This window comes from Bifidobacterium miconis (assembly GCF_019331735.1).
GTDB lineage: Bacteria > Actinomycetota > Actinomycetes > Actinomycetales > Bifidobacteriaceae > Bifidobacterium > Bifidobacterium miconis.
Map to the genome: position 1 here is coordinate 42941 of NZ_JAHBBH010000006.1, position 13188 is coordinate 56128.

At 65.3% G+C, this 13188-nt stretch carries 9 protein-coding genes and 2 pseudogenes; 10 read left to right on the top strand and 1 reads right to left on the bottom strand.

Annotation, left to right across the window (positions count from 1 at the left end; all coding sequences use genetic code 11):
• Positions 1-187 precede the first annotated feature (187 nt).
• The 6 genes from KIH79_RS03405 to KIH79_RS03430 all read left to right on the top strand — a co-directional run bounded on the left by KIH79_RS03405 (position 188) and on the right by KIH79_RS03430 (position 6189).
• On the top strand, positions 188-1186 hold the full coding sequence (locus KIH79_RS03405) for a ribokinase (RefSeq protein WP_219058116.1): 999 nt from the start codon (positions 188-190) through the stop codon (positions 1184-1186).
• A 120-nt stretch (positions 1187-1306) separates the two neighbouring features.
• Positions 1307-2296 (top strand): nucleoside hydrolase, encoded by a 990-nt coding sequence (locus KIH79_RS03410; protein ID WP_219058117.1) that lies wholly within the window; start codon positions 1307-1309, stop codon positions 2294-2296.
• Between the two features lie 99 nt (positions 2297-2395).
• Positions 2396-2791, top strand: a complete 396-nt coding sequence (locus tag KIH79_RS03415; RefSeq protein WP_219058118.1) for a Fur family transcriptional regulator — start codon at positions 2396-2398, stop codon at positions 2789-2791.
• A gap of 566 nt (positions 2792-3357) precedes the next feature.
• Complete coding sequence (locus KIH79_RS03420) at positions 3358-4287, top strand: metal ABC transporter solute-binding protein, Zn/Mn family (RefSeq protein ID WP_420829348.1); 930 nt, start codon at positions 3358-3360, stop codon at positions 4285-4287.
• Between the two features lie 198 nt (positions 4288-4485).
• Positions 4486-5475, top strand: coding sequence for a zinc-binding dehydrogenase (locus KIH79_RS03425; protein ID WP_219058119.1), 990 nt, complete (start codon positions 4486-4488; stop codon positions 5473-5475).
• A gap of 228 nt (positions 5476-5703) precedes the next feature.
• On the top strand, positions 5704-6189 hold the full coding sequence (locus KIH79_RS03430; RefSeq protein WP_219058173.1) for a GNAT family N-acetyltransferase: 486 nt from the start codon (positions 5704-5706) through the stop codon (positions 6187-6189).
• Positions 6190-6325: 136 nt separating this feature from the next.
• Here the strand turns inward: KIH79_RS03430 and KIH79_RS03435 are convergent, their stop codons facing one another.
• The gene (locus KIH79_RS03435) at positions 6326-7750 is read right to left on the bottom strand and encodes an APC family permease (RefSeq protein WP_219058120.1); all 1425 of its coding nucleotides are present in this window, start codon (positions 7748-7750) and stop codon (positions 6326-6328) included.
• 296 nt (positions 7751-8046) lie between these two features.
• Between KIH79_RS03435 and alr the strand changes: the two genes are divergently transcribed.
• The 4 genes and pseudogenes from alr to KIH79_RS13200 all read left to right on the top strand — a co-directional run.
• The gene (gene alr, locus KIH79_RS03440) at positions 8047-9405 is read left to right on the top strand and encodes an alanine racemase (RefSeq protein ID WP_219058121.1); all 1359 of its coding nucleotides are present in this window, start codon (positions 8047-8049) and stop codon (positions 9403-9405) included.
• Between the two features lie 115 nt (positions 9406-9520).
• Positions 9521-10804, top strand: a complete 1284-nt coding sequence (locus KIH79_RS03445; protein WP_219058122.1) for a deoxyguanosinetriphosphate triphosphohydrolase — start codon at positions 9521-9523, stop codon at positions 10802-10804.
• Positions 10805-10821: 17 nt separating this feature from the next.
• Positions 10822-12697, top strand: a pseudogene (dnaG, locus tag KIH79_RS03450) (DNA primase); the annotation flags it as partial.
• Positions 12698-12786: 89 nt separating this feature from the next.
• Positions 12787-13014, top strand: a pseudogene (locus KIH79_RS13200) (DNA primase); the annotation flags it as partial.
• Positions 13015-13188 lie beyond the last annotated feature (174 nt).

Here is a 13188-nt window from a genome sequence, read left to right on the forward strand (position 1 = left end):
CCATGGGCGTCGGCCAACAAGATCTGGCGGAGGCGTTGTTATGAAGTTTTATGATTCTTTATGATTCTTGTAGATTTGCTGCGGCTTTGTAGAATTTTTATGAATGCTTATGAACTTTTATGAACTGTTATGAAGATGGTTGTGCGGCATAGCCATCTTTGGGAAGTGGCACACGAAAGGAACGGTCATGGGCGACGCAAACGACGGTGCGGTGCTGGACATGCTGGAACGGATCCGCGGCGAAGTGGCCGTGGTCGGGTCGATGAACGCGGACTATACGGTCGTGACCGAACGGCTGCCGCGGCCGGGGGAGACCGTGAACGGCGGGCCGCTCACGATCCTGCCCGGCGGCAAATCGGGCAACCAGGCCGCGTCCGCCGCGCGACTCGGCGCCCACGTGCGACTGTTCGGCGCGGTCGGCGGCGACGCGAACGCCGACTTCCTGCTCGGCGAACTCGGCAAAGCCGGCGTGGACACTGCCAACGTGCGCCACGTGCCCGGGCCCAGCGGCACCACCGTCATCACCGTGGACGCGCACGGCGAAAACACGATCGTCTACTCGCCCGGCTCCAACGCGCAGGTGGACGCCGACTACATCGCCTCGTCACGCGACGCGCTCACCGCCGCCGGCGTGCTCGGTCTGTGCCTCGAAAGCCCGATGGACACGGTCGTCGCGGCCGCGCGCATCGCGCACGACGCCGGACTGACCGTGCTCGTCAACAACTCGCCGTTCGTGCCGCGACTGCCGCGCGAATTGGTCGACGCGGCCGACATCCTGCTCGTCAACGAGCATGAGATGGCGCAGATGCTCGGCGTCGACGAGCCGGCCGACGGCGACTGGAGCGGGTTCGACTGGGCGGATGCGCGGGAACGCATGGCCGGGCTCGGGTTTGATCGGGCGATCGTCACGCTCGGCGGGGATGGATCGGTGATTCTGGATGCGACGGGGGAGCGTGGCTCTGATTCTGGGATCACGCGCATTGCGCCGGTTCGGGTTGAGGCCGTTGACACCACCGGGTGCGGTGATGCGTTCATGGGCACCGTGCTGGCGGGGCTGGCCTCCGGCTTTGCGCTGGATGACGCGGCGCGGCTTGGCTCGTATGTGGCCGCTTATGCGGCGACCGGGTATGGGGCGCAGGCTTCGTATGGTACGGCGGAGCAGGTGCGGGAGCGGTTCGATAAATGAAGAACGGTTGAATTCTGGGGGCGGTGGCGGGGAAAGGCTTGGCGGGGCGGCGCTGCGGCGATACGCTGAACGTGGACAGTAGTGGCTGATTCGGATTCGGCAATGGCAAAGGAGGCCATCATGAAGAACATCATTCTCGACCTGGACACCGGCATCGACGACACGCTCGCGATCGCGTACGCGCTCGGCAACCCTGAAGCCAAGCTCATCGGCATCACCGGAACCTACGGCAACGTGACCGTCGATCAGGGCGTACGCAACGCGCTCGCCGTCACCGAACTGTTCGGGCATCCCGAAGTGCCCGTCTATCGCGGCATCGACCATCCCGAAGCCAAGGAAACGTTCGCGGTCAGCCAAGGATCGGCGTTCATCCACGGCGCGAACGGCGTCGGCGACGTCGACATCCCCGACGCCAAGCGCAGCGCGGAAAGCGAACCGGCTGTCGACTTCATCATCGACGCGGCCAAAACCTACGGCAAGGAACTCACGTACGTGCCGACCGGCGCGATGACCAACATCGCCGCAGCGCTGCGCCGCGCGCCCGAAATCCGCAACCTGATCGGCGACATCGTGCTCATGGGCGGCGCGCTCACCGTACCCGGCAACGTGAACGCGTGGACCGAGGCGAACATTTCGCAGGATCCGGAAGCCGCCGACTACCTGTTCCGCTCCGGCGTGCGCACCGAAATGATCGGCCTCGACGTGACCATGCAGACGCTGCTCACGCGTGCCGAAACCGCGCAATGGCGCGAACTCGGCACGCCGGCCGGCCGGTTCCTCGCCGACATGACCGACTACTACATCGCCGCATACGAGAAAACCGCGCCGGGGCTCGGTGGCTGCGGCCTGCACGATCCGCTCGCCGTCGCCACGGCGATCGATCCGACGCTCGTCGCCACGCTGCCGATCAACCTCAAGGTCGAGCTCGACGGGCCGACGCGCGGACGCACCATCGGCGACTACGACCGGCTCAACGATCCGTTCAAGACCACGAGCGTCGCGATCGCGGTCAACAAGTCGCGCTTCCTCGACGACTTCATGCGTCGCGTCACGTCCGTGGCGACGGCGTCCGCCGGTCAGGACGGGGAGGACGTGCGCGCGCAGGCGTGACGCTTCCGTTGTCGCGCACACGGCGTTATTATCATTAACTGATTGTTATTGATAATAACGCCGACGCGACAGGCCGCCGGCTCGGCCAAGGAAGTGGACATGGCGACAAACGGACCGGTGAGGCACACACGGCAGAAGGACGCCGTGATGCAGCGGCTGCGCGAATGCGACGATTTCGTCTCCGCGCAGGAACTGCACCGCAAACTCGACGACGAGGGCACCAAAATCGGGCTGGCCACCGTCTATCGGCAGCTCAACGCGCTCGTCGATTCCGGCGCGGCCGACACGATACGGCTCGACGGCCAGCAGCTGTTCCGCCTGTGCGGCGAGGATGCGCACCACCACCATCTCGTATGCCGCAAATGCGGCAAAACCGTGGAAATCGATCCGCCGAGCGAGGCGTGGCTGCGCAAGATTGCCACGAACCACGGATTCACCGTCGAATCGCACACGCTCGAAGTGTTCGGGCTGTGCCCTGAGTGCCAGCGGGACTGAGGGGATTCGGAATCGCGCTATTGCGTGATGCGATTTTTGCAAGCGACACTGGCGTGCCGCGACGCTCCCTCAGTCACGCTTCGCGTGACAGCTCCCTCAGCCGAGGGAGCCCGAGGCTCCGCCAGCTTTATGGGCGTTTATAGGAGAGGGGCAAGCGGTAGCGAGCCGGCAGCATAGTCGGCCGAAGGATGTCCTTTGTTGCGGGGCGCCGAGGCTCCGCCAGCTTTATGGGCGTTTATAGGAGAGGGGCAAGCGGTAGCGAGCCGGCAGCATAGTCGGCCGAAGGATGTCCTTTGTTGCGGGGCGCCGAGGCTCCGCCAGCTTTATGGGCGTTTGTAGGAGAGGGACGAGCGACGGCGAGCCAACAATACAGTCAGCCGAAGGCTGCCCTTTACTGGGGGCGCCGAGGCTCCGCCAGCTTCAGGGTGTGTTGACAAACCTGTTTTCTGAGATTTTTTAGTTGGAGGACACGCCGTTTTTTCTTTGATAATGATAATGAGTCTCATTTATGATGTATGGTGGTGGAGTCAACCGGAACACATGACTGTAGAAGAGGAACGCACGGTATGACTGCATGGAAGAAACTCACGACGATGGCAATGGCCGCAACGATGGCCGCGGTGATGATGACCGGACTGGCCGGCTGCGGAACGGCGGCGGCCGGCGGCGACGGGAACGCCGCGGCGTCGGCGAACGGCGGGACCGGCGACGGCAGGATCGCCGTCGTCGCGTCGATCAACCAGTGGGGATCCGTCGCGGCCGAACTCGGCGGCGACCACGTCAACGTGACCAACATCATGACCAAGACCAACGTCGAAGCGCACGACTACGAGCCGACCAGCCAGGACGTCGCCAAATTCGGCAAGGCCGCGGTCGCCGTCGTCAACGGGGCCGACTACGACCCGTGGGCATCCAAGGCCGCCAAGTCGACCAAGGCGACGCTCGTCGACGCGGCGGACGCGGCCGGCATCAAGGCCGGCGACAATCCGCACGTCTGGTTCTCCGCGGCGGCGCGCAACGCGGCCGCCGACGCGATCACCGCCGCCTATCAGCAAGCCGATCCGGGCAACAAGAACGCCTACGAACAGCTCAACCGAGCGTGGCACGAGCGCGAAAGCAAGCTCGAAACCAGCATCAAGGACACTGCGGCCAAGACCAAGGGCAAGTCGTACGCCGCCACCGAATCCGTCGCATGGTATCTCGCCGACGACCTCGGCATGACCGACGCCACGCCGAAGGGCTACGCGCAAGCGTCCGCCAACGAAAGCGAGCCGACCCCCGCCGACATCAAGGACTTCCAGGACGCGCTCAAGGGCGGCAAGATCTCGATGCTCGTCTACAACACGCAGGAGGCCAACTCCACCACCGACCAGATCACGTCCGCCGCAAAGAGCGCCGACGTGCCGATCGTCGAACTCACCGAGCAGATGCCCGCCGAATACGACGATCTGCTCGACTGGATGAGCGCGCTCGTCGGCCAGTTCGCCAAGGCGTGATGCCGCCAAAGCGTAGCGGCTCTGGTGTTGCGCTGTTCCTGCTCGTACACCCGTCGTCGCGTATATGTCGCGCATATGATGTGGCGGTTTTGACTCGCTGACGATGCTGCGAGCGAGTCAAAACCGCCACGCGACGGATCAGACCGACGGGCGTGGTTGAATGGAACCGAAACGCAACCGCCGCGAAAAGGAGTGCCGATGAGGGCCGTATACGCCGCAGGAATCAACGCCGACGATCCGCTCAGCGTGCTGGAAGTGGGGGAGCGGCCCGAGCCGGAACCCCGCCCGTACTGGTCGAGCGTGTCCGTCAAGGCCGCCACCGTCAACCACCACGACATCTGGAGCCTCAAGGGCGTGGGGCTTGCCGCCGAACAGACGCCCATGATCCTCGGCACCGACGCAGCGGGCATCCTCGACGAGGACATTCCCGTGCGCAAGGGACTCAAGGCCGGCAGCGAAGTCGTCCTGTACACGTTCGTCGGCACCGACGGCGCGGGCGTCATGCCCGGCGAGCGCCGCACCATCCTGTCCGAACAATACCAGGGCACCATGGCCGAACGCACGCAGGTGCCGAGCGCGAACGTGTTCGCCAAACCCGCGAATCTGAACCTCGACGAGGCCGCCGCGCTCGGCACCAGCTGGCTGACCGCCTACTCGCTCGTCTTCACCAGCGCGAACGTGAAGCCCGGCGACACGATCCTCGTGCAGGGCGCCGGCGGCGGCGTATCCACCGCGGCCATCCAGCTCGCGCACGCGGCCGGACTCGAGGTGTTCGTCACCTCGCGTTCGGAATCCAAGCGGACCAAGGCGCTGGACCTCGGCGCCGACGCGGCGTTCGAGCCGGGCGCGCGCCTGCCGCGCAAGGTCGACGCGGTCATCGAATCGGTGGGAGCGGCGACGTGGAGCCATTCGGTCAAATCGGTGCGGCCCGGCGGCACGATCGCGGTCTGCGGCGCGACCACCGGCGACCAGCCCGGCGCCGAACTCACGCGCATTTTCTTCCAGGACATCCGCGTGCAGGGCAACACGATGGGCTCGCGCGACGACTTCGCGCGCCTGCTGCGCTTCGTCGAACACGCCGACCTGCATCCCGCGATCGACTCGACGTACGCGCTCGCCGACGCGCCCGCCGCGTTCGCCAAGGTGATTGACGGCGACGTGTTCGGCAAGGTCGTACTGCGCGTGTGACGCGGCGGACGTTTCGCGGGTCGGCGGTCGGTGATCGGCGGTCGCAGGCCCGCGGAACGCCGATCATGAACGGTGTGACGGACGATGGTGTGCGCGACGATCACGTCACAGACGATCCGGCGACGGTTGTGTGGCCGGCGTGCTAGTCTATGCCGACAGTTACGTATTCCTTCGACCGCGAGGTGAACCGTGTCCAATGCGCCGTCCCGGCATTTCCGCCATGCGACCATGCGCGATTTTCCGCAAATGCAGAAAATCTACGCGCACGCCCGCGAACTCATGGCCCGCAACGGCAATCCGACGCAGTGGGGCAACACGTTCCCGCGCGAGGAGGTCATCCTCGACGACATCGCGCAGGGGCGCACCATGCTGCTCGTCGACACGCTCGACGGGCACGAGCGCATCCTCGCGCAGTTCGCATTGTGCACGGGCGAGGATCCGACGTACAAAACCATCGACGGCGCGTGGCTGGACGACGACACGTACGTGACCATCCACCGCATCGCCTCCGCCGGTCTCGTCAAGCACGCGGCGCGCGACTGCATCCGCTGGGCGCTCGAGCACTACGGCAACGTGCGCGCCGACACGCATCCCAACAACAAGGCCATGCAGCACGTGTTCGAAGCGAGCGGATTCGCGCGCTGCGGGCTCATCCAGCTCGTCGACCGGCCGACCGATACGACGCGCATCGCATACCAGCGGCACGAGTGGTGAGGCATAACAACGACTGAGGGGTAGCTCGGAGATCGACGAACGATCTTCTGACTACCCCTCAGTCATGCCTGCGCATGACAGCTCCCCTGGCAAGGGGAGCTCCTGTGGATGTTCTGGCCGTTGCGGCCTGACAGCGCTACTCGGCGGTCTTGTTGAGCTTGGAGCGCTTGCGGCTGTAGGCGAAGTAGACGACCAGGCCGAGGCCGAACCAGACGGCGAACCGCAGCCACGTCTCCCAGTTCAGGCCGGCGATCAGGATCAGGCAGAACACGATCGCGCAGATCGGCGTGAACGGCACGAGCGGCGCGCGGAAGCCGCGGTGCGCGTCCGGCTGCGTCTTGCGCATCCACAGGATGCCGGCGGACACGATGATGAACGCCGACAGCGTGCCGATGTTCACCAGCTCGAACAGCACGTTGATGTTGATGAAGCCGCCCGCCACCGCGGTCAGGATGCCGAAGAACCACGTGCCCTTGAACGGCGTGCGGTACTTCTCGTGCACATGGCCGAAGAACTCCGGGAACAGGCCGTCGCGGCTCATCGCGTAGCAGATGCGGGACTGGCCGTACAGCTGCACGAGCATCACCGTGGTCATGCCGATGAGCGCGCCGAGGTTGACGATGAACGCGAGCCAGTTCATGCCGGTCGCGAGGATCACGCCGGCCACCGGCGCGTCGATGAAGTTCGCGAACTCCTTGTACGGCACGATGCCGGTCATGATGAACGTCATGACGATGTACAGCACCGTCGAGACGGCCAGCGACAGCAGGATGCCCTTCGGCAGCGTCTTGTTCGGCTCGACGGTCTCCTCGGCGGAGGACGAGACGGCGTCGAAGCCGATGAAGCTGAAGAACACGATCGACGCGGCCGGCACGATGCCGTACGGCTGGGTCGAACCGGGCTGGAACGTGTACACGCCGTACGGGGAGAACGGCTTCCAGTTGGAGGGGTTCACGTACCAGATGGTGCACACGATGAACAGCACGATGATCGCGAGCTTGATCATGACCATGATGTCGTTGGTCTTCTTCGTCTGGTTGATGCCGATCGACAGCACCCACGTGATGATCAGCACGATCACGAAACCGGGCAGGTTGAAGTATGTGGTCACGCCCGGCGTGGTGCCGTACGCGGCGGTCAGTTCGACCGGCAGGCTCAGTCCGAAGCCCTCAAGGAACTTGTTGAAATATCCCGACCAGCCGGCGGACACGGTGGCCGCCTGCAGCGCGTACTCAAGGATCAGATCCCAGCCGATCACGAACGCGATCAGCTCGCCGAAAGCTAGATACGAGTAGGAATAGGCGGAGCCGGACACCGGTGCCATCGACGCGAACTCCGCGTAGCACAGGCCGGCGAAACCGCAGCAGACCGCGGCCAGCAGGAACGACACGGACAGGGCCGGACCGGCGGTCAGCGCGCCCTTGCCGGTCAGCACGAAGATGCCGGTGCCGATGATCGCGCCGATGCCGAGCATCGTCAGATCGAACGTGTGCATCGTACGCTTTAATGGAGTGGATTCAGCGACCAGCTGATCCACCGATTTCTTGCGAAAAAGATCCATGAGTCTTCTCTCAATACGGAATGGATATGGGCTGGACCGGACGGTTTTCCGGGACCCCGGCACGCCTCAACGCCGGGAATCAGAACAGTTCGTGCCGGGAACGTTACGTCGGCTCGAACGATTGGTGACAGTGTATGGCCATGTTGTGGACAAGTCGTGGACATTCGCGGATTTTGTCTCAAGGCGTGGAACGGTCGCAGTGCGAACGCCTCGCGTTCGCCATATGCCCCGGCCATATGCCCGCCGCGCGGCGATTCGTGCGCGATTCGTCACAATGGCGCGCCACAATGGAGCGCATGACTCTCAATGCAGCACCGCAATGGCAATTCTCATCCCCGGCCGGCGAGGCCAACTACCGCGCCGCGCGCAAACGCTACCCCGCGCAGGCGATCGTCGATCTCGCCACGCTGCGGGACAACATGCGCCATCTGGTCGACGTGGTCGGCGGGCCGCATTCCGGCACCGCGGTCATGGGCGTCGTCAAGGCCGACGCATACGGCCACGGCCTGCTGCCGGCCGCGCTCGCCGCGCTCGCGGGCGGCGCGACCTGGCTCGGCACCGCGCAATCGCACGAGGCGCTGCTGCTGCGCAAGCTCGGCATCGGCCCCGACCGCTGCCATATACTGACTTGGGTCTACAACGGCATGGAAGTGCCGTTCGACGAGCTCATCGCCAACGACATCGACGTGTCCGTCGGCTCGCTGCCCGGCATCGACGCGGTCGCGGCCGCCGCGCGCAAGCTCGGCAAGCCCGCCCGCGTGCACGTCAAGGTCGACTCCGGATTCGGCCGCAACGGCTTCACCGAGGAATCGTTCGACGCGGCGCTCGCCAAACTCGTGCCCCTCGCCAAGGAGGGCGTGCTGCACATCGTCGGCCAGTGGAGCCACCTCGCCGTCGCCGATTCGCCGGACGTGCCCGAATTCGTCGCCTCCACCGACCGGCAGATCGCCAACTTCAACGCGTTCACCGCGCGCATGGAAGCCGCTGGAATCCCGCCGGAAATCCGCCATCTGGCCAACACGGCGGCCACGCTGAACCGCCCCGAAATCCACTTCGAGCTCACGCGCCCCGGCATCGGCCTGTACGGCTACGAGCCCGATCCGGCCATGGGCACGCCTCGCGACTGGGATCTCAAGCCCGCCATGACCCTGCAGGCGCAGCTCGGCACCGTCAAGCACGTCGAAAAAGGCCACGGCATCTCCTACGGCCGCACCTACCTGACCCCCGACGACACGTCCACCGCGATCGTGCCGCTCGGCTACGCGGACGGCATCCACCGTTCCGCCTCCGGCTTCGACATGCAGGGTGCCAAGCACGTCGACAAGCCCGGCGGCCCCGTGCGCGTCATGACCGATGACGGCCCGAAGCTGTATCGCGTCTCGGGACGCGTGTGCATGGACCAGTTCATGATCGACCTGCACGGATCGTGCGACGCGCTCGGCGTGCACGAAGGCGACACCGTCGAACTGTTCGGCCCGGGCCGCGGCGAGGAAGTCGCCGAACCGACCGCCGACGACTGGGCGCGCGCCGCCGACACGATCAGCTACGAGATCTTCACCTGCCTGCGCAACCGCATTCCGCGGCTCTATCTGCACGCCGCGGACGTGCTGTCGGCCGACGATCTCGCCAAGCTCGATCCGACGACGCTGCTGTAGGCCGCGGCGAGTTGCTGATCGGCGAGCGATCGACGATTGATATCGACGATTGATCGATGACTTGACGACGGCCGACTGTAGAGACGACTTATCGACGACTGACGGCAGGAGAGCGATGACGACGGCCGAAACGATACCCGCCGGCGAAGCGTACGGCGCGTCCGACGAGGAACGATGGGCGCCCGAGCCGCCCAAGTCGCGTTCGCGTACCGCGTTCGAACGCGACCGCGCGCGGCTCATCCACTCGTCCGCGCTGCGACGGCTCGGTGCGAAAAGCCAGGTACTCGTCGCCGGCACCGACGACTTCGCGCGCACGCGGCTCACGCACACGCTCGAAGTCGCCCAAATCGGCCGGCAGATCGGCAAACTGCTCGGCTGCGACCCGGACGTCGTCGACTGCGCATGCCTCGCGCACGACCTCGGCCATCCGCCGTTCGGACACAACGGCGAACAGGCGCTCGCCCGCATCGCCGCCAACATCGGCGGATTCGAAGGCAACGCGCAAACCCTGCGCCTGCTCACCCGGCTCGAACCGAAAATCATGTTTCCCGACGGCCGCTCCGCCGGCGTCAACCTGACCCGCGCCTCGCTCGACGCGGCCGTCAAATACCCGTGGACGCTCGCCGAAGCCGGGCGGCTCGCCGTCGCGCACGGCGCGAAACCCACCAAATTCTGCGTGTATCCGGACGATGAACCCGTCTTCCGCTGGCTCAAAACGGGCGCTCCGGCCGCAACCAAGCCGATGGAGGCGCAGGTCATGGACCTCGCCGACGACATCGCCTACTCCGTGCACGACGTGGAGGACGCGATCGCCACCGGCGCGTTCAACCCGATCGCGCTCGCCGACGCGAAGCTTATCGACCGCATCGTCGAGGCGACGCACGCATGGTATGGCGACCGGTGGGACGCCGATCTGCTGGTTTCTGCGTTCTCGCGGTTGCGCCGGCTGCGGCTGCTGCCCGACCATTTCAACGGATCGCGCTCCTCGCTTGCGCAGCTCAAAAACGCGACCAGCGACCTAATCGGTCGGTTCGCATGGTCCGTGGAGGAGGCGACGCGTGCCGCATACGGTGCTGGACCGCTCGTGCGCTACAGTGCGAACGTGGTCATCCCCGAGGAGACCAGCTACGAGATCGTCGCGCTCAAGGGCATCGCCGTGTACTTTGTCATGGAACCACGGGCCCGCGAACCATTGCACCGCGAAGAGCAGCGCATCGTCGAAGACCTGATCGACGTGCTCATGGCCGACTCGCCGCGCCCGTCCGACGCGCTCGAAACCGTCTTCCTCGACGACTGGAACGACGCGACCAACGACGACGAACGCCTGCGCGTCGCCGTCGACCAGGTCGCCTCGCTCACCGACACTTCGGCTCTGGCCCTCCACTCGATTCTGTGCTGACGGTATCCTAGGGCGTTATGGCCGGGATGATCAAGAAAGAAGACGTGGAAAAGGTGCGCGCGCGGGCGGACCTGTATGACATCGTGTCCGCGAGCGTGACGCTGAAAGCCTCCGGCACGGGCACGTACGTGGGCCTGTGCCCCTTCCACGACGAGAAGACCCCGAGCTTCAACGTGCGCCCCGCGCTCGGCGTCTGGCACTGCTTCGGCTGCGGTCTCGGCGGCGACGTGTTCAAATTCGTCGAACAGCAGGAAAACATCGACTTTCGCGAAGCCGTGGAACTGCTCGCCGACCGCTACCACATCGAACTGCACTACGAAAACGGCTCGTCCGCCGACAAGCCGGCCGGCTCCAAGCGCGCCCGCCTGCTCGAGGCGAACGAGGAGGCGCAGCGGTTCTTCGTCTCGCAGATCCTCACCAAGGAGGCGTTGCCGGCGCGCAAGCTGCTCGGCGGGCGCAACTTCAGCCAGGCCGACTGCGAACGGTTCGGCTGCGGCTACGCGCCGCAGGGCTGGGACAATCTGGTCCGCCATTTGGCCGGCAAGGGATTCACGCAGCAGGAGATGCTCGACGCTGGTCTCGCACGGCAGGGCCAGCGCGGCGTGTACGACTATTTCCGCGGCCGCGTCACCTGGCCGATCCGCGATTCGACCGGGCGCACGCTCGGCTTCGGCGCGCGCAAGCTGTACGAGGACGACCAGATCAGCGCGAAGTACATCAACACGCCCGACACGGCGCTGTACCGCAAAACGCAGGTGCTGTACGGCATCGACATCGCCAAGTCGGCGATCGTGAAGAAACGTCAGGTCGTGATCGTCGAAGGCTACACGGACGTCATGGCCATGCATCTGGCCGGCATCGACACGGCCGTCGCCACGTGCGGCACCGCGTTCGGCGCGGAGCACGCGAAAATCGTGCGCCGGCTCATCGCCGACGATTCGCTCGGCGCGATCCAGCTCGTCGGCCCGCTCAAGGTCGAAGGACAGTCGCTCAGCTCGCGCATCGTGTTCACGTTCGACGGCGACGCGGCCGGACAGAAGGCTGCGCTGCACGCGTTCGGACTCGACTCGGCGTTCCTGTCGCAGACGTTCGTGGCCGTGGCCGACGACAATCTCGACCCGTGCGACCTGCGCATCCAGCGGGGCAACGAAGCGGTGCGCTCGCTGATCGCGGGAGCCCGGCCATTGTACGATTTTGTGATCGACGCGGCGATCAACCGATTCGACACGTCGTACACGACCGGGCAGATGGGCGCGGTCAAGGCCGCCGCGCCGCTTATCGCGCAGATCCGCGACCGGTCGCTGCTCGATATCTACACGCGCAAGGCGACGCGGCGCATCGGCGTCGATCTCGACATCATGCAGCGCGAGGTGCGCGACGCGCGACGGCAGCAGCGCGTGCGCGACGAGGACGCGTACGCGCCGAAACGGCGGTTTGCCGGTGGCGGTTCCGGCTTCGGTGGCGGTTCCGGTTTTGGTGAGGGAGCGGGCGAGTTCGGAGGCGGTTCCGGTGCCGGGTTCGCCGGGCGCGGCCAGTCCGGCGGCAATCCGTACGCGAACCCGTCCGCGCGGCGCGCGCTCGAACGGCGCGACGCGAACGAACAGACGTATTTCAAGATCGACGACGCGGTGTTCATCTGCGAACAGCAGTTCATGGCGATGCTGGTGCAGGTGCCGCGCGCGATCGACCGTGCCCGATTCGCGTCGCTCACGTTGGCGAACTTCATGACGCCGGTGTTCCGTTCGCTGTTTCAGGCGATTTCCGCGGCGGGCGGGCTGCCGGCCGACGACATGCCGCAGGGACTGTGGATGCACAATCTCGTCAAGGCGGGCGGGCCGATGCTCGAATCGGTGGTCAACGAGCTTGCGGTGATGCCGCTGCCGCTGCCGCCCAGCGAGAACGACGTGCGCGAATCCGATGCGCGTGCGGCGGGCGGCGTCGGTGCGGCCGGTGCTGCGGCTGGCGCGGACGGAACGAATCCGGCGGCCGCGCAGCTGCGCCCGGCTACGGCCGACGAGAAGCGCTACGCGACCGAACTGCTCGCCCGATTGCTCGACATCGGCTTCATGCGGCGGATCGGCGCGGCCAAACGCCAGATGGCGGCCTTGCCGGACGGTGCGGAGAAAATCGCGCTGCTCGGTCAGATCACGCAGATGGAAACCGCGCGCAAAAACCTCCAATCCGAGATTTTCGGCGGCAACATCGGGTGAGTTTGCCATTCCGGTGTATGGGTCTTCATGTCGTCGTCTTCATGTCGTCCGGGCGCAGCCTGAAATCGTCCGCACGTTGTCATGTCGAACGGTCATCCCGGTTTGGCTGCCCCTTGCCGACTGTCGAATCACATTATAGAATCGTAATTTAGTAAATTACAATTCTATAATTAA

What these genes read in the sequence shown, in the direction of transcription:
- KIH79_RS03405 (WP_219058116.1), top strand. Translation starts at nt 188, where the DNA reads ATGGGCGACGCAAACGACGGTGCGGTGCTGGACATGCTGGAACGGATC.
- KIH79_RS03410 (WP_219058117.1), top strand. Translation starts at nt 1,307, where the DNA reads ATGAAGAACATCATTCTCGACCTGGACACCGGCATCGACGACACGCTC.
- KIH79_RS03415 (WP_219058118.1), top strand. Translation starts at nt 2,396, where the DNA reads ATGGCGACAAACGGACCGGTGAGGCACACACGGCAGAAGGACGCCGTG.
- KIH79_RS03420 (WP_420829348.1), top strand. Translation starts at nt 3,358, where the DNA reads ATGACTGCATGGAAGAAACTCACGACGATGGCAATGGCCGCAACGATG.
- KIH79_RS03425 (WP_219058119.1), top strand. Translation starts at nt 4,486, where the DNA reads ATGAGGGCCGTATACGCCGCAGGAATCAACGCCGACGATCCGCTCAGC.
- KIH79_RS03430 (WP_219058173.1), top strand. Translation starts at nt 5,704, where the DNA reads ATGCGCGATTTTCCGCAAATGCAGAAAATCTACGCGCACGCCCGCGAA.
- KIH79_RS03435 (WP_219058120.1), bottom strand. Translation starts at nt 7,750, where the DNA reads ATGGATCTTTTTCGCAAGAAATCGGTGGATCAGCTGGTCGCTGAATCC.
- alr (WP_219058121.1), top strand. Translation starts at nt 8,047, where the DNA reads ATGACTCTCAATGCAGCACCGCAATGGCAATTCTCATCCCCGGCCGGC.
- KIH79_RS03445 (WP_219058122.1), top strand. Translation starts at nt 9,521, where the DNA reads ATGACGACGGCCGAAACGATACCCGCCGGCGAAGCGTACGGCGCGTCC.